Annotated in this window: 21 protein-coding genes; 13 read left to right on the top strand and 8 right to left on the bottom strand. The window is 72.1% G+C overall.

Going from position 1 to position 25,875, the window contains the following annotated elements:
• Window positions 1-34 precede the first annotated feature (34 nt).
• The 4 genes from IDM40_RS09395 to IDM40_RS09380 all read left to right on the top strand — a co-directional run bounded on the left by IDM40_RS09395 (window position 35) and on the right by IDM40_RS09380 (window position 5,760).
• Entirely contained in the window at window positions 35-2,176 is a 2,142-nt protein-coding gene (locus tag IDM40_RS09395; RefSeq protein ID WP_193121562.1) for an alpha-N-acetylglucosaminidase, read from the top strand.
• Window positions 2,173-3,135 carry an N-acetylglucosamine kinase gene (locus tag IDM40_RS09390; RefSeq protein ID WP_193121561.1) on the top strand — a complete coding sequence of 321 codons (963 nt, stop codon included), beginning with the start codon at window positions 2,173-2,175 and terminating at the stop codon, window positions 3,133-3,135. Before IDM40_RS09395 ends, IDM40_RS09390 begins: the two co-directional genes overlap by 4 nt.
• An 84-nt stretch (window positions 3,136-3,219) precedes the next feature.
• Window positions 3,220-4,371, top strand: coding sequence for an epoxide hydrolase family protein (locus IDM40_RS09385; RefSeq protein ID WP_193121560.1), 1,152 nt, complete (start codon window positions 3,220-3,222; stop codon window positions 4,369-4,371).
• A 447-nt stretch (window positions 4,372-4,818) separates the two neighbouring features.
• Window positions 4,819-5,760: an SGNH/GDSL hydrolase family protein gene (locus IDM40_RS09380; RefSeq protein ID WP_193121559.1), complete on the top strand. Its 942-nt coding sequence runs from the start codon at window positions 4,819-4,821 to the stop codon at window positions 5,758-5,760.
• Window positions 5,761-5,781: 21 nt separating this feature from the next.
• Here IDM40_RS09380 and IDM40_RS09375 read toward each other — a convergent pair whose 3' ends face one another.
• Together IDM40_RS09375 and IDM40_RS09370 are read right to left on the bottom strand one after the other, a co-directional pair.
• Window positions 5,782-6,483 (bottom strand): GNAT family N-acetyltransferase, encoded by a 702-nt coding sequence (locus IDM40_RS09375; protein ID WP_193121558.1) that lies wholly within the window; start codon window positions 6,481-6,483, stop codon window positions 5,782-5,784.
• A 122-nt stretch (window positions 6,484-6,605) separates the two neighbouring features.
• Window positions 6,606-7,202 carry a TetR/AcrR family transcriptional regulator gene (locus tag IDM40_RS09370; protein ID WP_193121754.1) on the bottom strand — a complete coding sequence of 199 codons (597 nt, stop codon included), beginning with the start codon at window positions 7,200-7,202 and terminating at the stop codon, window positions 6,606-6,608.
• 137 nt (window positions 7,203-7,339) lie between these two features.
• On the opposite strand from IDM40_RS09370, the gene IDM40_RS09365 reads away from it, so the two are divergent.
• On the top strand, window positions 7,340-8,323 hold the full coding sequence (locus IDM40_RS09365) for a DMT family transporter (RefSeq protein ID WP_193121557.1): 984 nt from the start codon (window positions 7,340-7,342) through the stop codon (window positions 8,321-8,323).
• Here IDM40_RS09365 and IDM40_RS09360 read toward each other — a convergent pair.
• Entirely contained in the window at window positions 8,226-8,720 is a 495-nt protein-coding gene (locus IDM40_RS09360) for a nucleoside deaminase (RefSeq protein ID WP_193121556.1), read from the bottom strand. The genes IDM40_RS09365 and IDM40_RS09360 overlap by 98 nt on opposite strands.
• A gap of 1,589 nt (window positions 8,721-10,309) precedes the next feature.
• Here IDM40_RS09360 and IDM40_RS09355 point away from each other — a divergent pair.
• The 4 genes from IDM40_RS09355 (at window position 10,310) to IDM40_RS09340 (ending at window position 15,378) form a co-directional block, all read left to right on the top strand.
• Entirely contained in the window at window positions 10,310-10,951 is a 642-nt protein-coding gene (locus IDM40_RS09355; RefSeq protein WP_407939956.1) for a cytochrome P450, read from the top strand.
• 96 nt (window positions 10,952-11,047) lie between these two features.
• Entirely contained in the window at window positions 11,048-12,091 is a 1,044-nt protein-coding gene (locus IDM40_RS09350) for a hypothetical protein (protein ID WP_235997462.1), read from the top strand.
• A gap of 70 nt (window positions 12,092-12,161) precedes the next feature.
• Window positions 12,162-12,818, top strand: coding sequence for a TetR/AcrR family transcriptional regulator (locus tag IDM40_RS09345; RefSeq protein ID WP_193121555.1), 657 nt, complete (start codon window positions 12,162-12,164; stop codon window positions 12,816-12,818).
• A gap of 46 nt (window positions 12,819-12,864) precedes the next feature.
• The gene (locus IDM40_RS09340; RefSeq protein ID WP_235997461.1) at window positions 12,865-15,378 is read left to right on the top strand and encodes an MMPL family transporter; all 2,514 of its coding nucleotides are present in this window, start codon (window positions 12,865-12,867) and stop codon (window positions 15,376-15,378) included.
• A 116-nt stretch (window positions 15,379-15,494) separates the two neighbouring features.
• Here the strand turns inward: IDM40_RS09340 and IDM40_RS09335 are convergent, their stop codons facing one another.
• Complete coding sequence (locus IDM40_RS09335; protein WP_193121554.1) at window positions 15,495-16,715, bottom strand: flavin monoamine oxidase family protein; 1,221 nt, start codon at window positions 16,713-16,715, stop codon at window positions 15,495-15,497.
• 276 nt (window positions 16,716-16,991) lie between these two features.
• On the opposite strand from IDM40_RS09335, the gene IDM40_RS09330 reads away from it, so the two are divergent.
• The 3 genes from IDM40_RS09330 to IDM40_RS09320 are packed head-to-tail and all read left to right on the top strand — an operon-like array spanning window position 16,992 to window position 21,492.
• Window positions 16,992-18,020, top strand: coding sequence for a LacI family DNA-binding transcriptional regulator (locus IDM40_RS09330; protein ID WP_193121553.1), 1,029 nt, complete (start codon window positions 16,992-16,994; stop codon window positions 18,018-18,020).
• On the top strand, window positions 18,013-19,542 hold the full coding sequence (locus tag IDM40_RS09325) for a sugar ABC transporter ATP-binding protein (RefSeq protein WP_193121552.1): 1,530 nt from the start codon (window positions 18,013-18,015) through the stop codon (window positions 19,540-19,542). The genes IDM40_RS09330 and IDM40_RS09325 overlap by 8 nt, the downstream gene beginning before the upstream one ends.
• The gene (locus IDM40_RS09320) at window positions 19,543-21,492 is read left to right on the top strand and encodes an ABC transporter permease/substrate-binding protein (protein ID WP_193121551.1); all 1,950 of its coding nucleotides are present in this window, start codon (window positions 19,543-19,545) and stop codon (window positions 21,490-21,492) included.
• A gap of 60 nt (window positions 21,493-21,552) precedes the next feature.
• Here IDM40_RS09320 and IDM40_RS09315 read toward each other — a convergent pair whose 3' ends face one another.
• Both IDM40_RS09315 and IDM40_RS09310 read right to left on the bottom strand, forming a co-directional pair.
• A complete protein-coding gene (locus IDM40_RS09315) occupies window positions 21,553-22,410 on the bottom strand; it encodes a GTP-binding protein LepA (RefSeq protein WP_193121550.1) in 858 nt (285 codons plus the stop codon).
• A 71-nt stretch (window positions 22,411-22,481) separates the two neighbouring features.
• A complete protein-coding gene (locus IDM40_RS09310; RefSeq protein ID WP_193121549.1) occupies window positions 22,482-23,009 on the bottom strand; it encodes an ArsR/SmtB family transcription factor in 528 nt (175 codons plus the stop codon).
• Between the two features lie 229 nt (window positions 23,010-23,238).
• Between IDM40_RS09310 and IDM40_RS09305 the strand changes: the two genes are divergently transcribed.
• Window positions 23,239-23,742 carry a DUF7144 family membrane protein gene (locus IDM40_RS09305; protein ID WP_193121548.1) on the top strand — a complete coding sequence of 168 codons (504 nt, stop codon included), beginning with the start codon at window positions 23,239-23,241 and terminating at the stop codon, window positions 23,740-23,742.
• On the opposite strand, the gene IDM40_RS09300 is transcribed toward IDM40_RS09305, so the two are convergent.
• Window positions 23,713-24,603 (bottom strand): oxygenase MpaB family protein, encoded by an 891-nt coding sequence (locus IDM40_RS09300; RefSeq protein ID WP_193121547.1) that lies wholly within the window; start codon window positions 24,601-24,603, stop codon window positions 23,713-23,715. The two genes, IDM40_RS09305 and IDM40_RS09300, sit on opposite strands and share 30 nt — an antisense overlap.
• A gap of 80 nt (window positions 24,604-24,683) precedes the next feature.
• Window positions 24,684-25,875: AMP-dependent synthetase/ligase (locus IDM40_RS09295; protein WP_193121546.1), on the bottom strand; the 1,192-nt coding region annotated here is incomplete at its 5' end.

The following is a 25,875-nucleotide window of genomic DNA, read 5'->3' as shown; positions in this document are numbered from 1 at the left end:
TCGGTGTGAGGCGGGCAACACCCCAGGGGGAGCGATGGCGGCGGACGCAGTACGGCCGGACTGGGCGCGGGCCGCGTCCGGGTTGGCCGACCGGGTGCTCGGCGAGGGGCGGCCCCCGATCGAGTGGGAGGGCCTGGAGGCCGCGCGGCGCTCCTTCGCGTACCGGTGCGAGGGCGGCCCCCTGACCGTGCGGGCCACCGACGGGGTGGCGGCCGCGGTCGGGCTCCACACCTACCTGCGCCGGGTCTGCTCGCGCTCGGTCGGCTGGGACACCCCGCTGCCCCTGGACACCACACGTTTCCCCGATGCCCCTCTCACCCGTGGGGACGCCTCGATCGAGCAGACCTACTACCTGAACTTCTGCACCTACGGCTACACGAGCACGTTCTGGGGCTGGGCCGACTGGGAACGCGAGATCGACTGGATGGCGCTCCACGGCGTCACCGCACCGCTGTCGCTGGTCGGCCACGAAGCGGTGCTGCGCGAGGCCTACACCCGGCTGGGGCTGGACGACGAGACGGTGCGCGCCTTCCTCGGCGGGCCCTCCTACCTGCCCTGGCAGTACATGGGCAACCTGGACGGGTTCGCGGGGCCCCTGCCCTCGGACTGGATCGACACCCACCTCGAACTGGGCCGGAGGATCCTGGAACGCCAGCGTGCCTTCGGTATGCGCCCGGTGCTGCCGTCCTTCACCGGTCACGTGCCCCCGCAGCTGGCGCCGGAACGCACGACCCCGCGCACCTGGCACGGCTTCGTCACCGAGGTGCTCTCCCCCTCCGACCCGCTGTACGCACGGTTGGCCGAGCAGGTCACCCGTTGCCAGATCGACCTGCTCGGAACCGACCACCGCTACGCCGCCGACCCCTTCATCGAGATGCCTCCGGTGGAGACCGACCCCGCCTACCCGGGGACGGTGGCCGGGGCGACGCTGGCGGGCCTGACGGCGGCCGATCCCGAGGCGGTGTGGGTGTTGCAGGCCTGGCCGTTCTCGTACCAGCGCGACTTCTGGAGCGACGAGCGCGTGCGCGCGTTCCTCGACTCGATCCCGGACGAACGCCTGCTCGTGCTCGATCTGTGGGCCGAGGCCGATCCGCAGTGGGAACGCTTCGACGCCTTCTCCGGCAAACCCTGGATGTGGTGCTCGCTGCTGAACTTCGGCGGCCGCACCGACCCCATCGGCGACCTGCAGGGCGCGGTGGACGGGCTGAACCGGGCGCGGCGGGCCCCCACCCCGCCCGTCGGTGTGGGGCTGGCGATGGAGGCCACGCACAACAACACGGCCTTCTTCGAGCTGGTCGCCGACCAGGCGTGGAACCCGGTCGAGGACGTGGCGCGGGACTGGCTGCCCGGTTTCGTGGAACAGCGTTACGGGCCCGACCGGGATCCGGCGCTGCTGCGGGCCTGGCAGGGACTGAACGCGACCGTCTACGGGGCGCGCGGGGTGCGCATCTTCCCGGAGCAGTTCAACGGGGTGCTGGCCCTGTCCCCCGGCTACGGGGACCTGGCCGAACCGGAACGGCTGCGCGCCGACGTCGAGGGGCTGGTCTGGTACGACCCTGCGGTGCTGCACCGGGCCTGGGCGGACCTCGTGGAGGCGGCCGAGCGCGACCCGGACCTGGCGCGAGGGCCGCTGGGGCACGACCTGGTGGAGGTGGCCACGGCGGTCCTGGCACGGGTGGCCGACCGCCTGCACCTGGACCTGGTGGAGGACGCGCTGCGCGAGGGGGCGGCGGGCCCGGAGCGGGTGGAACGGTTCCTGGGGCTGTTCACCGACCTGGAGGCGCTGCTGGCCACCCGCCCGGAGTTCACCTTCCGTGAGTGGGAGGAGAAGGCCGCTTCGTGGGGCGGGGACGCCGACGAATGTGCGGTGATGGTGGACAACGCACGCCGGCTGCTGACCGTGTGGGACACCCCCGAGAGCCCGTTCCTGGACGACTACGCCGGGCGCCTGTGGTCCGGGCTGGTCGGCGGTTACTACCGCGACCGGTGGCGGATGTGGGCCGAGGGGCTCGACGCGGCGCTCTCCGACCGCGAGGGCGCGGAGGCGCGGCTGGAGGAGCGCCTGCAGAAGCGCGCCGCCCGGTTCCTGGACGAGGGACCGGAGGACGAGGCCGGCCCGGGTGGCGTGGTGGAACGCTCCCGTGCCCTGCTCGACCGGTACGGGGACCCGCGGTGAGCGCGGGCCCGGGAACCGCCCTGGCCGGGGTCGACGTCGGCGGTGGCGGGGTGCGGGTCGCGGCGCGCTGCGGCGGGTCCGAGGTACGCGCGGAGGACACGGCCGCCGTGCCCCGGGTGCGGGGCGGGATCGACGTGCCGCGGCTGGTGCCCCGGATCCTCGACCTGCTGCGGGAGGCAACGCACCGCTCGGGCACCGAGCGTTTCGACCGGGTCGCGGTGGGGCTCACCGGGCTCCCCGACCTGGTGGAGGACCCCGAAGAGCTGGTGCGGTTGCTGCGGTCGGGTTTCCCGGTCGGGGACGTGCTCCTGGCGGCCGACGCGCTGACCACCCACGCGGGTGCGTTGGGCGGGCGTCCCGGGGTGGTGGTCGCCGCCGGGACCGGATCGGTGGCGCTCGGCACGGACCTGCACCGGTTGTGGCGCCGCACCGACGGGTGGGGGTACCTGCTGGGCGACCGGGGCAGCGGCGCCTGGATCGGGCAGGAGGGGCTGCGCCGGGCGTTGCTGGCGCTGGACGGGCTGCCCGGCGGTTCCGCGGCCCTGCTCGCCCGAGCGGAACGCAGCTTCGGCGGGGTGCGTGAGCTGGAGGTGCGCGTGTACCGGGGCGAGGACGCGACCTCGTCCCTGTTGGCGTCGTTCTCGCCGGAGGTGGCCGAGGCGGCGCGCGAGGGCGACGCGGTGGCCCGGCGGATCTGGCGGGAGGCCGGAACACACCTGGGTGAGACGGCGGCCGCGGCGGCCTCGCCCGGGTTGGAGCGCACGTTCTCGTGGGGCGGACGGCTCTTCGACGCGGGCGCGCTGGTCTCCGACCCGTTCCGGGCCGCTGTGCTGCGCCGGGTGCCCGACGCCCGCCTGGTGGACCCGGCCGGGGACGCGCTCGATGGTGCCCTGGCGTTGGCGGCGGCGGAGGGCCCGCTCGCGCACCGGCCGCCGTACCTGTTCCGCCACGACGCCTGAGGAGGGTCCCGTGGTGGGGCCGGGGCCGGTCGTTCCAGGGCATTGCGGCCGGGATCTGTCCTCATCATGGGACAGGATCGGGGCATGAGTGAGGACACCGCGATCCACCCGTTCCGTATCGACATCGCCGCCGAGGAGGTCGAGGACCTGCACGAGCGCCTGGCCCGTACCCGGTGGCCCGATTCCCTGCCCGGGGTGGGGTGGTCCTACGGGGTGCCCGGCGACCACCTGCGCGAGCTGGCCGAGTACTGGCGCACGGGATACGACTGGCGGGCCGCGGAGGCGCGGCTCAACGCGTTCCCGCAGTTCACGACCGAGATCGACGGGCAGCGCATCCACTTCCTGCACGTGCGTTCGCCCGAACCGGAGGCGGTACCGCTGATCCTCACGCACGGCTGGCCGGCCACGGTCGCCGAGTTCTGGGACGTGATCGGTCCGCTCTCGGACCCGCGCGGGCACGGCGCCCCGGACGAGCCGGCGTTCCACGTGGTGGTCCCCTCGGCCCCGGGGTTCGCCTTCTCCGGGCCCACCACCGAACCGGGGTGGAGCATCACCCGCACCGCACGCGCCTGGAACACGCTCATGGAACGCCTGGGATACGAGCGCTACCTCGCGCAGGGCGGCGACTTCGGTTCGCTGGTCTCACCGGAGATGGGACGCCTGGCGCCCGACCGGGTGATGGGCGTGCACGTCAACGGCCTGGTGTCGGCGTCCATGCTCGACTGGACCGCCGAGGACCCCATGGCCGGGCTCACCGAGGAGGAGCAGGCCGCTGCTTACACGGGTGAGTCCGACTGGGAGGAGCGGCAGGGGTACGCGGCGGTCAACTCCACCCGCCCGCAGACCATCGCCTACGCGCTCACCGATTCCCCCGCCGGGCTGCTGGCGTGGAACCTGGAGTGGTTCGTCGACTACGACCCGGCACGCGGGGTCCAACCGCCGGTGGACCGGGACGTGGTGCTCACGCACGTCTCGCTGTTCTGGTTCACGCGTACCTCGGGGTCGGCGGCGCGCATCTACAAGGACGGCGGGGACGCGTTCTTCGGCGGCGCGGACTCGGGGGTGCCCACGGCGGTGGCGCTCTTCCCCGGGGACGCTCCGTACCGGACGCTGGCGGAGCGTTCCAACACGATCGTGCACTGGACGAGGTACGAGCGGGGCGGGCACTTCGCCGCGTCGCAGGCGCCGGACCTGCTCACCGCCGACGTGCGGGCGTTCGCCGCCGACTACCGGTAGGGGTCCCGGGCGCTCCGGACCGCTTTGCCTCGGGATCCCCCAGAACGTTCCCCGGGACATCCCGGGGACATCCCCTCCGGCGCCCCGAGGACGTTCCGCCTCGGGCACCCCAAGGACGTTCCGCCCGGGGCGCGAGCGTCGGCGAGTGCCCCAGACGGAACGGATACGCACTCACCCCGGACTCAGGAAACCTGCACCTTGATTCGGGGCAGGACCTGTATCCGCCCCGTGTCACACACTCGCCGGCGCTCGCGTGTGAAACGGGGCGTGGGTGGGGCACGCGCACCGCGCAGCGGGGACCGTTCCGTAGGTGAGGGGGCGTCGGCAGGACCCGGGGCGGAACGCCCGGAGGGCCCATGTCCTACGGTGTCCCCGATGGGTCCCTCCCTCCCCCGGCACCACGGGGGATGCCCCAAGACACATCACGTGCACCGTTGGGAGCATCCCGTGAGAACCATCCCCACCGCGGCCCTGACCGCGGTCCTCGCCCTGGCCGCGGCCTCCTGCTCCGTCCCCGGTTCCGAGGAGGACGAGGGCACCGGCGCCGACCGGTACCTGTCGGTGGGCGACTCCCTGACCGTGGGGGTCCAGCCCGACGGCGAGGGGCTGCCCGAGCAGACCGACGAGGCCTACACCGACTTCCTCACCGCATCGCTGGCCGAGGAGGGCCACGAGCTCGAACACCAGCGGGCCGGCTGCCGCGGCGAGACGACCTCGAGCTTCCTCGAGGGCGGCAACCCGGCCTGCGGTGACCGCTACGACGGCGGTTCGCAGGTGGAGACGGCCGAGGACTTCCTGGAGGAGAACGAGGGCGATGTCGAGCTCATCACCCTGAGCCTGGGCATCAACAACCTCGCCGGCTGCTTCGAGCAGGTCGACCTGAGCGACCCCGCCGACGCCTCCAACCTGGACACCGACTGCGTCGAGGAAGGGCTCGAACAGGTCGAGGACGAACTGCCCGAGGTCACCGAACGGCTGCGCGAGGCGGCGGGCCCGGACACCCAGATCGTCGGGATGACCTACTACAACCCGTTCCTCGCACCCTGGGCGGTCGAGCACGTCGACGACCCCGACCCGGGCACACCCGGCGGCGAGCTCCCCGACGGGCGCGGGGTGGTCGACTACGCCGTCGGGGTGTTGGAACAGCTCAACGACACCCTGCGGTCGGCCTACGCCGAACAGGACATCGACGTGGCCGACGTGGAGGCCCGCTTCGACTCCGGGGAGTTCGACGTGCCCCAGGAGAGCACCACCGGGCTCCCGCTCAACGTGCAGCGGGTCTGCGACTGGACCTGGATGTGCGACACCGACGTCGGCCCCGACATCCACACCAACGCCGAGGGCGCGCGGGAGATCGCCCGGGTGCACGAGGAGCAGGTCGAGCACTAGGCCGGCCCGCCCGCCTTCCGGTCAGCCCCGTTCCGGCTCGCGCAGCATCGCGTACAGCTCGGGGCCGTCGGCCATCCGGACCGTCCCGGTCACACGGAACCCGAACTTCTCGTAGATCGGGATGTTCTCGGCCTTGCTGGACTCCAGGTGGACCGGCAGGCCGTCGGCGTCGGCACGCCCGAGGCCGGACCGCAGGAGCGCCCCGCCGGCGCCGGTGCCCCGTGCCTCAGGGGTGGTTCCCAGGTCGGCGAGGTACCAGTGCGGGCGGTCGGGCACGTGACGCGCGCAGTCCCGCACGAAGGCGCCCAAGGACACCATCCGCCGCAGGCCCAGCGTCTCGACCAGGTGCGGCGCCGAGCGCAGGCTGCTGAGGGTGCGGGTGATGCGCGGGGTCCCGGGGGTCGCCCACAGGGCGGCGCCCACGATGCGGTCCCCGCTGTCGACGACCTCGACCAGACCGTTCGGCAGGTACTCGAAGGCGGTCTGGACGGCGAACAGGCGGCGGGCCCGGCGCGGGCGTTCGTCGGGGTCCGGGAAGAGCGCGTCGATGAAGGGGTCGCCGATGAAGGCGCGGCGGAGCACCTCGGCGACGTCACCGACCTCGCTGTGCAGGGCGAGCCTGGCCTGCGGGCGCGCGGGCCGCTCGGCGGTACCCGGCTCGGGTCGCTGTCGTTCGTGCACGTCCGCGGCGGCTGCGTCGGCGGAGCTCGGGGTCACGGGCATCACGCTCCAGGTCGGTGCTGTCGGTACGTCCGGTTGCTTGAACCGTCCAGACGGTACAGTACCGCCGATGCGGCGTTCCCGGCCCGTGAGAAGGCACACCCCGGGCCACTGCCCGGCGCGGATCAGAGCCCGTAGAGGCGCGCCGCCGTGTCACGGGCCAGGCGCGCGGCCTCCTCGACCCCGGCGCTGCTGAAGGCGGTCGTCGCGCCCTCCCCGAGGATCAGCAGGGTGCCGCCGGCCGCGTCGGGCTCGTCCAGGCCGGCCTCCCGGGCCATGTCGGCGTAGAGCTCGCGCATCCACTGCTTCTGGGAGCGCACGACCGCACGTCCGGGGTGGTCCGGGTCGGTGATCTCGACGGTGGCGTTGACCATCGCGCACCCGCGGGGGTTCTCGTGGTGCAGCCATTCGTCGAGGGCGTCGTAGGTGGCCAGGATGCGCTCGCCCGCGGGGGCGTCGGGGTCGAGGCGGCCGGTGAGCCACTCGCGCCAGTACCGGTCGCGCCGGTAGAGGTAGGCCGCCACGAGGATCTCCTTGGATCCGAAGCGGTCGTAGATGGTCTTCTTGGTGACCCCGGCCTCCTCCGCGAGCAGGTCCATGCCGACGCTGTTGATGCCCCGGTCGTAGAACAGGCGGGATGCGGCGTCCAGCACGCGTCGACCGGCGGGCGTGGTCGGCGTGTACTGGGGAAGCGCGGCGGGTTCGGACCCGGCCAGGGCCATCGGCGTCTCCTCGGTGCGTGAGGTCATGTCGGGCTACGGCTCAAGTATACCGACCGGTGTGGTTACCATGCAGGGGCACAGGTATACCGACCGGTGTGGTTAATCCACCCGGCCCCGACCGCCGAAGGAGGAGCGCCATGACCGAGCCACGCCCCCGGAGGCCCGGGTTGCCGCTGCTGAGCGCGGGGCTCGTGGTGCTGTGGAGCTCGGGGTTCATCGGGGCGGAGATCGGCACCTCCCGGGACCTGGCCGGTGCGTCCGCCACGGCGCTGCTGGCATGGCGTTTCCTGTTGGTCGCCGCGCTCCTCGGGGCCCTCGTGCTCGTCCTGCGGCGGCGCATGGCACGCCGGGACGTGTTCTGGCACGGGGTCATCGGCCTCCTCACCCAGGCCGGATACCTGTGGGGTGTGGGCGCCGCCGCCGAACAGGGGGTCGCCGCCGGGACCAGCGCGCTCATCGCCGCGCTGCAACCGATCGTCGGCGCCTCCCTCGCCTCCCTGCTGCTGGGCGAGCGCGTCGCGCGCACACAGGCGCTGGGGCTCGGTGTCGGCGTGGTCGGGGTCGCGCTCGTGGTCGGCGGGGACCTCCGATCAGCCGACGGAGCCTCCGCCTGGGCCCACCTGCTCCCCTTCGCGGCCATGCTGGCCCTGGTGGCGGGCACCCTGCTGGAACGCCGGGCACGCCCCTGCGCCGACCTGCTGCCCGCGCTGGCCGTGCAGACCGGGGTCTCGGCGGTCCTGTTCACCGTGGTCGCGGGGGCCACCGGAACCTTCACACCGCCGACCGAACCGCTGTTCTGGGGTGCGGTCGTGTGGCTGGCGCTGCTCTCCAACCTGGGGGCGTACGCGCTCTACTGGATGGTGCTGGCCCGTTCGGACGTGGCCCGGGTCTCCGGGCTGCTGTACCTGACCCCGCCCACGACCATGCTGTGGGCCTGGGCGATGTTCGGGACCGCCCCGACCGCGACGGGGCTGGCCGGCCTTGTGGTGTGCGCGGGCGCCGTGGCCCTCATCGGCTCGGGCCTCAGGCCGCGCCGGCGCTGCGGGCCTGAAGGAGGCGGATCTCCTCGGCCAGCTCCGGCGCCGGCCCGCGCACCGGAACACCGGGGGCCACGGCGTTGACCGGCAGCGGCGCGACCGGGCCGGGTTCCACGCCCCACTCGGCGTGCCAGGCGGTGAGCTGCTCGGTACTGGAGGCGTAGACGATCGGCCCCAGGCCCGCCCAGGCGTGGGCGGCGCTGCACATGGCGCAGTGCTCGCCCGAGGTGTAGGCGACCGAGGCGGCGCGTTCCTCGGGGGTGAGGTTCTCGGCGGCCCACCGGGCGATCGCGAACTCCGGGTGCCGGGTGTGGTCACCGCCGGAGACGCGGTTGCGGTCCTCGAAGCGCACGGTTCCGGTGCCGTCGACGAGGAGGGACCCGAAGGGCTGGTCGCCCGCTTCCAGGGCCTCCCGGGCCAGGTGGACGCAGCGGCGCAGGTGGACCAGGTCCCCGTCGGTGATCTCGTGTGTGCTCCCCATGGGGCGAACCTAACACCGCCCCGCAGGAGGCAGGCCCGCCCAACCACACGAGGGGATCCACCCACCAACAACGAAGAGCGGGGCCACCACCCAAGCCCCTGGGGTCAGGCCTGCTGAGCTACTCGAGGGGCTTCGCCCCGTGAGCACCCGAGTTCGTGGCAGACGCTCCCCTCACCCACAAGAGGCAGGTCGCCCGACCACAGGAGGGGCCTTCCCACAGGGGTCGTAGAGCGGCGCCATGAGAGAAACCCCAAGAGTCAGGCCCGCTCAACCACACAAGGGGCTCCACCCCATGAGCACCTGAGTTCTTGGCAGGCGCTCCCCTCATCCACAGGGGCCAGGTCGCCCAGCCACCGTCCACGCGCGGTGCGCGTGTCCCCGCCGAAGGCCCCCTCCCGCGCGTTCCGCGCGCTGGGCCCCGCAACCATCCCTACCCCTTATCTGGACGCACGGAGCCCCTCAACCATCCGAGCACCGTAGGCGTGAACGCACACCCGCACCGGGGGAAGGCCCCTCCCCACAGGGAACGAAGAACGGGGCTACCCGAGCAACCCCTGGGGTCACGCCCGCTCAACCACACAAGGGACTCCACCCCATGAGCACCTTGAGTTCCTGGCAGACGCTCCCCTCACCCACAGGCGCCAGGTCGCCCAGCCACCGTCCACGCGCGGTGCGCGTGTCCCCGCCGAAGGCCCCCTCCCGCGCGTTCCGCGCGCTGGGCCCCGCAACCATCCCTACCCCTTATCTGGACGCACGGAGCCCCTCAACCATCCGAGCACCGTAGGCGTGAACGCACACCCGCACCGGGGGAAGGCCCCTCCCCACAGGGAACGAAGAACGGGGCTACCCGAGCAACCCCTGGGGTCACGCCCGCTCAACCACACAAGGGACTCCACCCCATGAGCACCTTGAGTTCCTGGCAGACGCTCCCCTCACCCACAGGCGCCAGGTCGCCCAGCCACCGTCCACGCGCGGTGCGCGTGTCCCCGCCGAAGGCCCCCTCCCGCGCGTTCCGCGCGCTGGGCCCCGCAACCATCCCTACCCCTTATCTGGACGCACGGAGCCCCTCAACCATCCGAGCACCGTAGGCGTGAACGCACACCCGCACCGGGGGAAGGCCCCTCCCCACAGGGAACGAAGAACGGGGCTACCCGAGCAACCCCTGGGGTCACGCCCGCTCAACCACACAAGGGACTCCACCCCATGAGCACCTTGAGTTCCTGGCAGACGCTCCCCTCACCCACAGGCGCCAGGTCGCCCAGCCACCGTCCACGCGCGGTGCGCGTGTCCCCGCCGAAGGCCCCCTCCCGCGCGTTCCGCGCGCTGGGCCCCGCAACCATCCCTACCCCTTATCTGGACGCACGGAGCCCCTCAACCATCCGAGCACCGTAGGCGTGAACGCACACCCGCACCGGGGGAAGGCCCCTCCCCACAGGGAACGAAGAACGGGGCTACCCGAGCAACCCCTGGGGTCACGCCCGCTCAACCACACAAGGGACTCCACCCCTCGAGCAGCTTGAGTTCCTGGCAAACGCTCCCCTCACCCACAGGCGCCAGACCGCCCAGCCACCGTCCAGGTCCACGCCGACCTGCAGTCGACGCTCGGCGCACTGGCGGAGGGCAAGGCCGAGGACCCGGGCGACGACCTCACCACCGCGCTACTGCAGACCCGGGCCGAGGGGGACGCGCGGCTCTCCCACAGCGAACTCGTCTGGACTCTGATCCTCATGATCGGTGCGGGCTACGAGACGACCATGAACCTCATCGGCAACGCGGTGCACGCCCTGCTCACCCACCCCGACCAGCTGGACCTCGTCCTGACCGGCAGGGCCTCCTGGGACGACGTCGTGGAGGAGACACTGCGCTGGGACGCGAGCATCCAGTTCATGCCCCTGCGCTACACCGTCGAGGACGTGACCCTGGCCGGGGTGCGCGTCCCGGCCGGTGAACCCCTGCTCATGGGTTACGGGGCGGCCGGGCGCGACCCCGCCCGCCACGGGCACGACGCGCACCTCTTCGATCTCGCCCGCGAGCAGCAGGGTCACATGGCCTTCTCGCACGGCCCGCACTACTGCCTGGGCGCGGGCCTGGCACGTATGGAGGGCGAGATCGCGCTGAGGATGCTCTTCGACCGGTTCCCCGCGCTGCACCTGGACTCGGACTCGGCCCCGGAGCGGGAACCCTCGATCGTGGCCAACGTGTGGGAGAGCCTCCCGGTCCGGCTGCGCTGACGCGAGACACCGGGAAACGGCCGGAACCCGGAACCGAACGGGGGTCCGCGGGACTCAGAGGGAACGGACGCACCCCCCGATCCCCGAGAGGACCCCATGTCCCACAACCGTTCCGAGCCGGAGCCGAACGCGTCGGACACGGCCCCGCCCGACGAGCGCACCGCGACCCCGGAACGGCCCCCCGGGTGGGTCACCGCTCTGTGGATGGGCCACGGCCTCCTCCGTGCGGGGTTGTTCGTCTACCTCCTGGTCTACGGCTGGTCGAAGCTGTTCCTGATGCAGATGGGGCAGGCCGATTTTGCCGGTGCCCTGGTCACCATGGGCGAGAAGAGCCCGATGGGGCTGCTGTGGGAGTTCATCGCCTACGCACCCGCGGTGCAGTTCCTCTCGGGGCTGGTGGAGGTCACCGCAGCGGTCCTGCTCATCTGGCGTCGCACCGCGTGGCTGGGCGGTCTGCTCGGCGCGGCGGCGCTCGGTGTGGTCTACCTGCTCAACCTCGCCTACCACGTGCCGGTCAAGGGCCTCGCCCTGGCTCTGACGCTCGGCTGCGTGCTCGTCGCGCTCCCGGAACTGCGCCGGCTCGGTGCGTTCCTGGCCGGCCGGGCCGTGGGCGCGTTCACCCCGCCGCGGCCGGTGCCGTGGCCGCGTGTGCACGCCGTGACCAGGTGGGTGTTCGCATCGCTCGGTGTGCTGATCGCCGTGTCCCCGGTGGCGGCGGCCCCCATGTTCTGGGCCGAGGAGGTCGACTCGGAACTGCCGGGCGTCTACCGGGTCGTCGAGGACACGGCCGCACCCGCCGACCAGCTGGCCGACGACGAGCGCTGGCAGGCGATCGCGTTCGGCCGGTACGGCGACCGGGAGCGCGGCCAGGGCCGGTACGTGATCAGGACGGCGGACGGCGGCCTCATCGAGGGCAGGTACTCCGACAAGGGCGACGACCGGCTCCTGCTCAGGGTCTCGGAGGATCCCCCGGTGAGCGAGAGCTCCCAGGAGACCGTGGAGCTGGCCTGGTCCCTCGACGACGGACGCCTGACTCTGGAGGGTGACGGCCACGACCTGGTCGCCGAGACCGATCCGGACCTGCGTTACCTGTACGACCAGGGGTTCTCCTGGTTCTCCGGCGAGCCCGACAACCGCTGACCTGCACTGTGATCGGGTGCATCTAGTGCGTCGTTGCACTCAGTGCATTCACGGACATAGCGTGAACGGTGTGAACGAACAGCGCACACCGCCCGCGCGTGACCGGCGCGAGGCACTGAAGTCCCGTCACCGCCGCGCTCTCATCGACGCGGCCGCCGCGCTCATGACCGAGCTCGAGGGCACGGGCTTCACCGTCGACCAGCTCGCCGAGCGGGCCGACGTCTCCCGCAGGACGGTGTTCAACCACTTCGGCTCCCTCGACGACCTCGTGCTCGAGGTCTTCGGCGAGATGCTCGAGACGATCACCGACAGCATCGAGAGCAACCTGCGCACGCAGGCCGGCGACCGACCGGGCGACATGTTCGAAGAGGTCGCCCGGGCCCTGCGCGAGACCGACCTGGTCACCCCGATCACGCGCCTCAAGCGCATGGTCGCGCAGGAGGGCCGCGAGCCCACCCCGAGCCAGGCGGCACTGTTCGAGCGGGCCATCAACGACGTCACCGCCCGCCTCGCCGCGATCGTCCTGCACCGCCATCCCGAGGCCGACCCGCTCGTGGTCGACCTCATGTGCGGCGGCCTCGTCAGCGGCGGCGTGATCGTCGTCCGTTACTGGGAGCAGGCCACCGGCGGGGTCGACAACGACGAGTCCCGCCGTATCTGGACCGAGCTCGTGAACCGCGTGATCTCCGTCAACCGCGACGGCTACGGCTCGGCCGCGGCCTCCTGAGCGCACGCCGCGCTCACCTCACCCACCTCCGTTTGGCGAAAGACCCATGGCTGAATTTCTCTACAGACTCGGACGCGCGTGCGCGAGCCGGGCGAAGACCGTCATCACGGTCTGGTTGGCCCTGTTGCTGGCCTCCGGTACCGCGTTCTTCCTCTTCTCGGGCGATCTGGAGGACAGTTTCTCCATCCCCGGGACCCCGACCGACGAGGTCAACCAGCAGCTGTCGTCGGAGTTCGAAGGGATGGGCGGCGGTGCCGGAACCGTCGTGTACCAGACCGAGGACGGCACGCCCTTCACCGAGGAACAACAGGAGCAGATCGCCGACCGCACCGAGGAGGCCGCCGAGGTCGACGGTGTCGAGGACGTGATCGACCCGTTCGCCACCGATGAGGAGGTCGCCGACCAGCGCCAGGAGCTGGAGGACGGCCGCGAGGAGCTCGACGACGGGCTCGCCGAACTCGACGCCGGCCAGGAAGAGCTCGACGAGGGCCGGGCCCAGGCCGAGATGGCCGGGATGCTCGACCAGGTCGAGGACGACCTCGACTTCCAGCAGTCGCAGATCGACGACAACCGCGAGGTCATCGAGGAGCAGGAGGAGGAGCTCGAGCGGGGCGAGGCCATGCTCGAGATGTCCTCCGAGATCAGCACGGTCTCCGACGACGGTGCGACCGTCCTGGTCAACATCGCCTTCACCGACGCGCAGGAGGAGGTCTCCCAGGAGACCCGCGACGCCGTCATGGCGGTCTTCGAGAGCGACCCGGTGCCCGGCACCGAGGTCGAGTTCGGCAACGACATCGCGATGAGCATGCCCAGCCTGGTCAGCACCGCCGAGGTCATCGGTGTGATCGTGGCCGGCGTGGTCCTGGTGGTCATGCTGGGCACCCTGATCGGCGCCGGACTGCCGATCCTGACGGCGCTGGTCGGCGTCGGTATCGCCACCCTGATCGCGATGTCGCTGTCGGGTGTGCTGGAGATGGCGTCGGTGACGCCGATCCTGGGACTGATGCTCGGCCTGGCCGTGGGCATCGACTACGCGCTGTTCATCGTCAACCGGCACCGGCGCCAGCTCAAGGAGGGCGCCGAGCTGACCGAGTCCATCGGGCTGGCCAACGGCACGGCCGGCAACGCGGTGGTCTTCGCGGGCACGACGGTGCTCGTGGCGCTGCTGGGCCTGAACCTGACCGGGATCGGGTTCCTCGGCCTGATGGGCAGCGTGGGTGCCATCGCGATCACCATCGCCGTGCTCATCGCGGTGACCCTGGTTCCCGCGCTGCTGTCGCTGGTGGGCATGCGCATCCTGTCCCGCAAGGAGCGCGCACGCCTGGACGGTGCGGACGGTGCCGACGGCAAGCACCGCCACGGCGAGCAGGACGAGGTCCGGCCGATGTCGACCGGGCGGGCGCTGCTGCGCACCGGCGTCGCCGTGCTGGCCCTGGGCATCATCGCCCTGCCCGCGCTCGACCTGCGGCTGGGCATGCCCGACGGCGCCGCCGAGCCGACCGACTCGACCCAGTACGCCGCCTACACCGCGGTGGAGGAGAACTTCGGCGAAGGCATGAACGGCCCGTTGCTGGTCGCGGCCGACCTCACCGGCGGTCCCACGAAGGAGGCCGCCGAGGAGCAGGCCGAGGAGGAGCAGTTCCAGGTCGCCGAGGAGCTCTACTCCCGCGACGACGTCACGGCCGTGGCCCCGATCGGGATCTCCGACGACCACACCATGGCCATCTTCCAGGTCGTGCCCGAGGGCGGGCCCTCCAGCGAGTCCACCGAGGACCTGGTCGACACCTTCCGCGACCTGGAGCCCATCGAGGGCGCCGGACCGCTCGGCGTGGCCGGCATGGCCAGCGGCAACATCGACATCTCCGACACCCTGAGCGACGCGCTGCCGACCTACCTGTCGGTGGTCATGGGGCTGTCGGTGGTGATCCTGCTGCTGGTGTTCCGGTCGATCTTCGTGCCGGTGGTGGCCACGCTCGGGTTCATTCTCTCCTACTTCGCCGCGCTCGGCGGTGTGGTGGCCGTCTACCAGTGGGGCTGGCTCGGCGCGATCTTCGGGGTGGAGAACCCGGGGCCGGTGCTGAACTTCCTGCCGACACTGCTGGTGGGCATCCTGTTCGGCCTGGCGATGGACTACATGCTGTTCATCGGCACCGGCATGCGCGAGGCCTACGTGCGGGGCGCGCCCGCGCGGTTGGCCGTGCAGCAGGGTTTCCGGGCCGGGCGTGCGGTGGTCACCGCCGCGGCGATCATCATGGGTTCGGTCTTCGGCGGGTTCATCTTCTCCGAGACGATGATGATCAGCTCGATCGGGTTCGCGCTGGCCTTCGGTGTGCTCATCGACGCGTTCGTGGTGCGCATGCTGCTGATCCCGGCGCTGATGCACCTGGCCGGCGACGGCGCCTGGTGGCTGCCGAAGTGGTTGGACCGGCTCCTGCCCGACATCGACGTGGAGGGTTCGGCGCTGGAGGAGCGCCACACCCACGCCGAGGGCACCGGTGAGCCGGGTACGGCCGAGGTGCCGGAAGGCTCCGCCGACGAGGTGGCACCGAGCCGGAGCTGACCGGCCGCGAAGAGGGACCCGGGGGACATCGCGTCCCCCGGGTCCTTCGTGTGCGGGCGTGCTGCGTGTGTGCGGGCGTGCAGAGCCCCGTCGTGTGCGCGAGCGGCCGGCCCTGCTCAGGCGCCGGTGATGCGGTCGGCCACCCGGCGCCCGCTGCGCAGGGCGCTCTCGAGGTAGCCACAGATGATCTCGGTGTGCTCCCCCGCCAGGTACAGGGGCCCGAAGGGTTCGCGCAGGCGCCGCAGGGCGTCGAGGTCGCCCGGGCCGAGAGCGGAGTAGGTGCAGCCGGACTCCGGTTCCTCGCTCCACCAGGCGGCCACCGGTGTGCCGTCGGGGGCGCCCAGTTCGGGGTAGAGCTCGCCGAGGGCCCCCACGACCTCGTCCTCGGTCAGCGGCCGGTAGGTGTAGGCGGTGAGGATGCCGGGGGTCCCGGGCTGGTCGTCGGGGGCGTTGTCGTACACGTGCTGGAACCCGGTGCCCTCGGCGTGCCGGTCCCCGCTGGCGGCGTCGGGCCGCTGGCCGTAGGGCACCAGGAGCTTGCCGCCCCGGCCCTGGTGCACGGAGGGCACGGGAACCGCCGGGTCCAGGGTGATGCGCTCCAGGGCGGGCAGGGGCACGGCGATCACCGCACGTTCCGCGGCGACGGTGCGGGTGTCGGTGCGGACCACGACGCCGTCCTGCCCGTGTTCGATCCTGCGCACCGGATCACCGCGGCGGATGCGCTCCTCCCCCAGCTCGCGGGCCATGGCGTCGGTGAGTTCGGCGGTGCCGCCGGCGATGCGGTACGCGGTGTCGCCGGAGTCGAGGTCGGCGGCCAGGGCCAGGGCGAGCTCGGACAGTTCCCGGGGTTCGACCATGTACTCGGCGTGGATGAAGGCGGTGGTCCAGGCACGCTGGCCCTCGGAGAGCCCCGCGTCGTGCATCCAGTCGTCGGCGCTGCGGCGGTCCATCTCGCGCGCGACCGGATCGTCCCAGGGGCGTTCGTGGTCGGTCAGGCGCCCCGCGAGGCCTTCGAGCGCCCCCTCGGCACGTTCGGCGTCCGCGGGTTCGTCGACCAGCGCCCACCCCTCGACGACGAGCGCCTCGAACCCGCCGCCCGAGCGGAGCCCGAGCCCGTAGCGGTCGACGAGGCCCAGCACCTCGTGGTGTTCGGGGTTGACCCATTCGGCCCCCGCGTTGGCGAAGCGCCCGTCGGGGAAACGCACGGTGTGCGCTCTCCCGCCCACACGCTCGCGGGCCTCGATCACCTCCACGTCGTACCCGGCGGCGGTGAGTTCGAGCGCGGCCATGAGCCCGGCGGCGCCCGCTCCGATCACTACGGCGTCCCTGCGTTCCATGGCCCCCATTGTGCGGCCCCGTCCGGCGCTCCGAAAAATGTGACCGGGTCGATACGGCGGTGCGACCGTGCACCGCAGCGGGCCCGGAAGCCCGGCGGCGCCGCACACCCCGAACGCCCGGAACGCCCCACCCCGGCACCTGGTGCCCTGTTCTGTGAACTTCTGTGTTGCTGAGACATGGTGTAATCGTTTCCGATCATGTAATCGTTTCCAGCGTGCCGGTCCGGACCCCTCCAGGCCCCGCACACACGACGGTGTTCGAGGAGGTGAACGCAGGTGGTGGGTATCAAGGACGTCGCCCGGGCGGCCGGTCTGTCGGTGGCGACGGTCTCGCGCGCCCTCAACGGGCAGTCGGCGGTCAGCGACGGCGCCCGGGCCAAGGTCCTCTCCGCCGCAGAGGCGCTCGGCTACCGGCCCAACGTCGTCGCGCGTTCCCTGCGCACCGACCGCACACGCACGATCGGGCTGGTCATCAGCGACGTGCTCAACCCCTACTTCACCGAGCTCGCCCGGTCCGTGGAGGAGGAGGCCCGCGCACTGGGTTACAGCGTCATCATCGGCAACGCCGACGAACGCGCCGAACTCGAGGACCACCACGTACGCTCCCTCATGGAACGGCGTATCGACGGGCTGCTCGTCTCCCCCGCGGACGGCCGCTCCCCCACGACACTCGACGCCGCCTCCGGCACCACCCCCGTGGTCTTCGTCGACCGCTGGATCCCCGGCTCCGACGCCCCCGTGGTCCGCTCGGACGGCCGCGGCGCGATCCGGGACCTGGTCGCCCACCTGTACGGGCTCGGCCACCGCCGCCTCGCGATCATCACCGGCCCCGCCGCCACGACCACCGGCCGCGAGCGTGTGGAGGCCTTCCGTGCGGCGCTGTCGGAGTTCGGGCTCTCGCTGCCCGACTCTCACGTGGGCACCGGCGACTTCCAGGCCGAGAGCGGGCGCCTGGCCACCGAGGCCTTCCTGGACCTGCCCGAACGCCCCGACGCGGTCTTCGCCACCGACAACCTCATGGCCCTGGGTGCGCTCGACGCGATCCGCGACCGGGGCCTGCGCGTGCCCGGCGACATCGCCCTGGCCGCGTTCGACGACATCCCCTGGTTCCCGCACACCGCGCCGCCCATCACCGCGATCGCCCAACCGACCGCGGAGCTGGGCCGGGTGGCCGTGCGGGCGTTGGCCGGTCTCATCGCGGGCGAACCGGCCACGTCGACCGTCCTGCCCGCCCACCTGGTCGTCCGCCGTTCCTGCGGCGAGCCCGAACCGTCTGCCCCGACCGGAGGAGCCACACGTGAGTAGTCCGGAAGAACTGCTACGCATCGAGGGCGTACGCAAGGCCTTCCCGGGCGTGGTCGCGCTCGACGACGTCGACTTCGACCTGCGCCGGGGCGAGGTGCACGTCCTGCTCGGCGAGAACGGAGCCGGGAAGAGCACCCTCATCAAGGTGCTGTCCGGCGCCCACCGTCCCGACGAGGGCAGGATCCTCGTCGAAGGGCGCGAGGTCGTCATCCGCGACGCCCAGGACGCCGCCGGCCTGGGCATCGCCACGATCTACCAGGAGTTCAACCTCGTCCCCGACGTGACGGTGGCCGAGAACATCTTCCTGGGCCGCCAGCCGCGCCGGTTCGGCTTCGTCGACACCAAGCGCATGGAGGCCGAGGCAGCCGAGCTCCTGGAGCGGGTCGGGGTCGACGTGGCCCCGGGCGCGAAGGTGCGCGGCCTGGGCATCGCCCAGCTCCAGATGGTGGAGATCGCCAAGGCGCTGAGCCTGGACGCGAAGGTCCTCATCATGGACGAGCCCACCGCGGTGCTCACCACCGAGGAGGTCGAGCGGCTCTTCACCATCGCCCGGCGGCTGCGCGGCGAGGGGGTCGGGCTGGTCTTCATCACCCACCATCTCGAGGAGATCGCGGACCTGGGCGACCGGGTCACGGTGCTGCGCGACGGGCGATCGGTCGCCCACGTGGCGGCCTCCGAGCCCGAGGACGAGCTGGTGCGCCTCATGGTGGGCCGCAGCATCGACGAGCAGTACCCCCGTGAGCGCCCGGAACCCGGCGAGACCCTCCTGAAGGTGCGCGGACTGACCCGCAGCGGCGTCTTCGAGGACATCGACCTGGACGTGCGCGCCGGCGAGGTCGTCGGCCTGGCCGGGCTCGTGGGTGCCGGCCGTACCGAGGTCGCCCGCGCGGTCTTCGGCGCCGACCCCTACGACAGCGGTTCCGTCGAGGTCATCGGCGACCGGCTGCCGGGCGGCGACGTCGGCGCGGCCCTGGGTGCGGGCCTGGGCCTGGTCCCGGAGGACCGCAAGGGCCAGGGCCTGGTCCTGGACGCGTCCGTGGAGGAGAACCTGGGCCTGGTCACGCTGGGCCCCTCCAGCCGGGGCGGGTTCGTGGACCTGTCGGGCCAGCGCTCGTCCGCGACGCGCATCGCCGGCGAGCTCGCGATCCGCATGGCCCACATCGGACAGCACGTGCGCACGCTCTCGGGCGGCAACCAGCAGAAGGTCGTCATCGGCAAGTGGCTGCTGGCCGAGTCGCGGGTGCTCGTGCTGGACGAACCGACCCGCGGCGTCGACGCCGGCGCCAAGGTCGAGATCTACCGGCTCGTCAACGAACTGACCGCCTCCGGTCACGCGGTCCTGATGATCTCCAGCGACCTGCCCGAGGTGCTGGGGATGAGCGACCGGATCCTCGTCATGGCGCAGGGCCGCGTCACCGGTGAGCTCTCCGCCGAGGAGGCCACCCAGGACTCCGTGATGTCGCTCGCGGTCGCCGCCAACCCCGGAACCAGCACCGAAGAGAACGAAGTGGAGGGCCGGTAAGTGCCCACTGACACAGCAAAGAGCGGCGGCACCTGGCCCGTCGTGCGCCGATTCCTGTTGGACAACGGAGCGCTGACCGCACTGGCCGTGCTGGTCGTGTTCATGTCGCTGCTGTCCGACGACTTCCTGACGGCGCAGAACCTCCTCAACGTCGGTGTCCAGGCCGCGGTCATCGCGGTCCTGGCCTTCGGTGTCACCTTCGTCATCATCTCCGGCGGCATCGACCTGTCGGTCGGTTCGGTCGCGGCGCTGTCGGCGACGATGCTGGCCTGGTTGGCGACGGTGGAAGGGGTCCCCGTCTATCTGGCGGTGCCCCTGGCCGCCGCCACGGGTACCGCGGCCGGTCTGGTCAACGGTGCCCTGGTCGCCTACGGGAAACTCCCGCCGTTCATCGCGACGCTGGCGATGCTCTCGATCGGGCGCGGACTCTCGCTGGTGATCTCCGAGGGGAGCCCGATCGCGCTGCCGGACTCGGTCGCGCGCCTGGGCGACTCCCTGGGCGGCTGGCTGCCCGTTCCCGTGCTGATCATGGTCGTCATGGGCCTGATCACCGCGGTGATCCTGCGCAGGACCTTCGCCGGACGTGCGATGTACGCGATCGGCGGCAACGAGGAGGCCGCGCGCCTGTCGGGGATCCGCGTCAAGCGCCACAAGCTGGGTGTGTACGCGCTCTCCGGTCTGTTCGCGGCGGTGGCCGGTGTCATCCTCGCTTCGCGTCTGGCCTCCGCGCAGCCGCAGGCCGCGCAGGGGTACGAGCTGGACGCGATCGCCGCCGTGGTCATCGGTGGTGCGAGCCTGGCCGGCGGCGTCGGTACCGCCTCGGGCACACTCATCGGTGCGCTCATCCTCGCGGTGCTGCGCAACGGCCTGAACCTGCTCTCGGTCTCGGCGTTCTGGCAGCAGGTCGTCATCGGTGTGGTCATCGCGCTGGCGGTGCTGTTCGACACCGTGCGCCGCCGTTCCGGTTCGGGCGGTGCGGGCACCGGCGGGGGCGCGGGCGCTGCCGGCGGTTCCGGCGGGCGCGGTAGGCGTCTGGCGGTGCTCGGCGGTGCGGCCGCGGTGACGGCGCTCATCGTGGGTGCGCTGTCGTTCCTGACCCCGGACTCCTCCTCCGAGGGGCCCCGGGTGGGCATGTCGGTCTCCACGCTGAACAACCCGTTCTTCCTGCAGATGCGGGACGGTGCCGAGGAGGAGGCCGCCGACGCGGGTGTGGACCTGGTGGTCACCGACGCCCAGGACGACCCCTCGCAGCAGGCCGACCAGATCGAGAACTTCGTGAGCACCGGTGTGGACACGATGGTGCTCAACCCGGTGGACTCCGACGCGGTGGGCCCGCCGGTGCGCGGCGCCAACAACGCCGACATCCCGGTGATCGCCGCCGACCGCGGGGTCAACGACGCCGAGACGGAGGCGCTGGTGACCTCGGACAACGTCGAGGGCGGGCGCCTGGCCGCCCAGGTCCTGGCCGAGGAGATCGGCGAGGAGGGACGGATCGCGGTGCTGCAGGGCACCCCGGGCGCCTCCGCGAGCCGTGAGCGCGGCGAGGGCTTCAGCGAGGGCATCGCCGAGTACGGGGACATCGAGGTCGTCGCCGAACAGCCGGCCGACTTCGACCGCACCCGCGGCCTGGACGTGATGACCAACATGCTTCAGGCCAACGGCGACATCGACGCCGTCTTCGCCGAGAACGACGAGATGGCGCTGGGTGCGTCCGCGGCTCTGAGCGACGCCGGCGAGGAGGCCGTGGTGGTCGGCTTCGACGGCACCCCGGAGGGCTTCGAGGCGGTCGAGCAGGGCACCCTGTTCGCGACCATCGCGCAGCAGCCCGCCGAGCTCGGGCGTGTGGCGGTGCGCAACGCGATCGACGCCGCGCGCGGCGAGAGCGTCGAGGAGGACGTGCGGGTCCCGGTGGAGATCGTCACCGAGGACAACGTGGACGACTTCTCCTGATCGGGCTCGTCCCTGTGCCCGGTCGCTGCCCCGCGGGGGCGGCGGCCGGGCACTCGTGTGTCAGGGGCGTTCCCGGTACAGGCGCAGGCTCTCGCGCAGGGCTTCCAGGACGTAGGGCGGGACCGCCATCCCTTCCTTGTGCGCCCACAGGAGCTGGGACTCGACCCGCCCGACCTCGGCCGCGTAGGCCTCGGCCTCGTCCGCCAGGCCCAGTGCGGTGACCACCCCGCCGTAGTCGCCCATCTGCTCGGTGGTGTTGGCGCCGACCGGGGAGAAGCTGTGCTTGCGCAGGAGGCGTGTCAGGAAGAGCTGCCAGGGCCGCAGAACGCCGTGCTGGACCAGCGAGGTGGCCGACATGCGGTAGAAGGCGAAGTGGCCGGGTTCCTGGCGTTTGATGGGCGTGACGATCGTGTGGGCGACGGCGTCCTCGCCCATCTCGAGCAGCCCGCGGTTGAGGATGTTGTAGGCCAGGACGGCCTGGCGTTCGGTGGCGGCCCCGGTCAGGTAGTAGAGCATGCGCACCACGTCCTGGACGGGGCTCAGGTGCGCCAGGGCGCCGAGGACGCGCATGGCGGGCGAGACCCGGAGGTGGGGCCGGGCGGGTTCCATGCCCAGGTCCTGCTGGAGGCGGTCGAGGATGTGGCCGTGGCGCAGCTCCTGCGGGTGCCACACGTCGGCGTAGAAGAGCCGGTCGTTCTCGGTGACGTCGGGCATGAGCACGAGCAGTTCGAGGACGTTGCGTTCGACCTCGAGCTCGACACGGGAGAGGTACTCGAAGACCTCCCCGTAGCGGGCCCGCAGGGCCCGGGGGTCCTCGACGGTGAAGTCCACCGATTCGAAGGGGACCGGCGGGTGTTCCTCACCGAGCCGGTGGACGTGCTCGTTGATCTTGCGAGGGGTGACGATCGCTCTTGGCACATGTTCAGGCTAGGAACGCTCCGTCCCCGGCACAATGTGCTCAGGAGCCTGCGCGGCGCACGATCGGCCCGTCAGGGTGTGTCGCCGGCGGCGGCCAGGATCACCAGCAGCGGCACGATGCGCTCGGCCGGGATGGAGTAGTGGCCGCGCCGTGTGGGTGCCAGCCATCCGGCGGAGGTGAGCTGGTTGACGTGGTGGTAGATCTGCCCGGTGGTCCCGAAGCCGGGGAGTTCGGCCAGCTCGGCGACGGTCCCGGCCCCGTTCCAGATCTCGTGCAGCAGTTTGAGGCGGACCGGGTTGCCCAGGGCGTCCAGGCGGGGCGCCAGGCGTGACCAGTCGGAGCCCTCCAGGCGTTCGACGGGGTGTCCGTACTGCCACTCCAGCGGCTCGTGGTCCTCTGAGGCGCGCACGGTTCCGGCGTAGAGGACCCCTCCCCGGCCCCCGACACGGCGGCGCAGCTCGTTGACGGCGAAGAAGGTGTCCTCGGCGGAGGCGGGAGCGGTCCCGCCGCGGGACGGGGCGGGCGGGTCGGCCGATTCCAGGGCGGCGACACGGGCCTCGAGGTCGGCCAGGCGCTGTTCGGTCTTGTCGTCTGCCACGCCTCCACCCTAAGGGCGACGCGGTTACGTAATCCCCGGGAAGTGCGGCGGGGCGGCCCTTGCGCGGCCTTCCCGCGCCGCGCCCGGCTTTACCGGATCGTGGACGGACCTGTGGGCGGCCATGACGTTCCCTCCGTGATCATGAGAGGGCGGCGCGCGAACCGGCGCACCCGACCGTGACACCCCAAGGGCGCCCTCCGGCCGGACGGGGCCCGGTGAGGAGCACGACATGCGCTTCGATGCCGCCAACGGCTGGCAGTTCTTCGTCGCGACGCTGCTGACCGTCATCGGATGCATCAACATCATCCAGGGCCTGGTCGCACTGTTCGTCCCCGAGTTCTACTTCGCCACCGACACCGAGATGCTCATGCTCGAGTACGCCTCCTGGGGTGTCCTGCTGGGGCTGTGGGGTGTGGTCCTGGTCGTGGCCGGGATGTCGGTGCTCTCCGGCAGCCCGTGGGCGCGGGTCTTCGCGATCGTGCTGGCCTCGCTCAACGCCCTGGCCCAGCTCGCGTTCGTGGTGGCGATGCCGCTGTGGTCGATGGTGGCGATCGCGATCGACGTGCTGGTGATCTACGGGCTCACCGCCGGGTGGCCGCGCGCCGACGAGTCCGAGGACGAGGCGAGCGAGCGTGAGGCGGTCTACCGCACCGGGTACGAGGCCGCCCGGGCCGCTCCCCGTCCCACGCGTTCCCCGGAGGACTCAGGCGGCAGCGCCCGGCACGGCGGCTGACCCCGCGGCACGTTGCCTGTGCCGTTGGCCCCTGCGGCCGACGGCGGCCAGGACCCGGCTGTGGCCGCGGCGCACGGGTGGCGGTGTGAGCGCGGCGGCGGCACGCACGACGGCGGCCAGGCGGCGCAGGGAGCGTTCCTGCCGCGGACCCCAGTGCAGGCCGACGCGCTCGCGCAGGACCGGGGGCAAGGATCCGACCGTGACGAGCAGGACGGGCCGGGCGAGCAGCACCCCGACCGGTTCCCACAGCGCGTCCGGGATCCATGCGGCCGGACGGGCCGGGCGGGCCAGGGCCCACACGAGGTCGTCGACGGCACGGGTGTGCTCGAGCCGGTCGTGGACGGTCGCGTCGTAGTAGGCGGCGAACGTGTCCCGGTCCGTCGGCAGGTGGCGTTCGTGCAGCCCCCACACCCTTCCGACGTCGCGCATCCCTGCGTAGTAGGCATCCAGTTCGGCCCGGTCGAGGCCGGGGCCGAAGAGGCGGTGGGCGTCGACGGGCCCCTGGACCAGGGTGGCGTGCACCCAGTGGTAGGCCTCGGGGTCGAGCGCGTGGTAGCGGCGCCCGGCCGCGTCCACGCCCTTGACCGAGGTGTGTTCTCCGCGCAGCCTCCGGGCCTCGGCCACGGCGGCTTCCTGGCCCCCGTAGACCACGGTGCTCAGCGAGACCAGGGTGCGCCACAGCCGGCGCCAGGGGTGCTCCCGGAACGTGCTGTGCTCCAGCACGCCGGCGCCCACGACCGGGTGGGCGACCTGGAGCAGGAGGATCTGCGGACCCATGAGCAGGGACCGCACGTCACCGAACCTGCGCCAGACCGCGCCACCGGGCCGCGGCGCCCTCACGCGTGCGGGTGTGCCGGCCATCGTGCCCCCTCGTGCGCGGGTGTGCGGGTCCGGGCCCCATCATGGCGGGGCCCGGCACCCGGTGCGCGGGGGCACGCGGTTCAGTCGGTTCCGGAGGTGTAGAGGGCGTCGAGTTCGGCGGCGTAACGCTCCTCGACGACCGGCCTGCGGAGTTTGAGCGTGGGGGTCAGCTCGCCGGTCTCGGGGGCCCACTCGTCACCGAGCAACCGGTGGCGGCGCACCTGTTCGGGCCTGCTCAACCTGGCGTTGGCCTGCTCGACGGCCCGGTCGATCTCGGCCCTGACCTGCGGGTGTGCGGCCAGGTCCGACAGCTCGGGGCCCACGTCGAGCCCCTGGGCCCGGGCCCAGGCCGGTGCCGCTTCGGGGTCGAGCAGGACGAGCGCGACCACGTAGGGGCGGGCGTCGCCGTGCACATGGACCTGTCCGACGAGCGGGTGTTCCTTGAGGGCGCCCTCCACCGGGGCGGGGGCGACGTTCTTTCCTCCGGAGGTGACGATGATGTCCTTCTTGCGCCCGGTGATCCACAGGTAGCCGTCCTCGTCGAGGTGGCCGAGGTCGCCGGTGGGGAACCAGCCGTCTGCGTCGACGGCCGGGTCGAGGGTCCCGTCGGCGCGGGCGTAACCGGAGAAGAGGGTGGCACCGCGCAGGAGCACCTCGCCGTCGTCGGCGATGCGCACGGACAGGTCGTCGAGGGCGCGGCCGACCGAGCCGGTGCGGGTGCCCTCCGTGGGGCTGTTGCCGGTGGCGACCCCGACCGATTCGGTGAGGCCCCACACCTCGCGCACGACGAGCCCGAGCCCCGACCAGAACTGCAGCAGTTCCACGGGGACGGGGGCGGAGGCGCAGGTGGCCTGCTCGACGCGGTCGAGGCCGATCAGGGACAGGATCGGCCGGGTGACCTCCTCGTGCAGGTCCTCGTGGCGGGCGCGCAGTTCGTCGGGGACGGTGCCCTCCAGCTCGAGGCGGCGGGCGTACTCCTCCCCGACCTCGCGGGCGGCGTCGACGGCGGCGCGCTGTTCCTCCGGCAGTTGGCCCAGGCCCACCTGCACCCCGGAGGTCAGCTTCTCCCAGACGCGGGGGACGCCGAAGAACGTTCGTGGCCGCACGTGCTGGAGGGTCTCCACGAGCTGGTCGGGTGACGGGCACATCCACACCGAACCGGCGCGCAGGAGGGCTGCGTAGATGCTCAGGACCCGCTCGGCGATGTGGGCCAGGGGCAGGTAGCTGACGTGTTCGGGGTGGTCGAGGGGCTGGACGAGGCGGTCGAGGGAG

Source organism: Nocardiopsis coralli (assembly GCF_014892575.1).
Classification (GTDB): Bacteria; Actinomycetota; Actinomycetes; order Streptosporangiales; family Streptosporangiaceae; genus Nocardiopsis; species Nocardiopsis coralli.
This window is presented reverse-complemented; position numbering and strand designations above follow the sequence as displayed.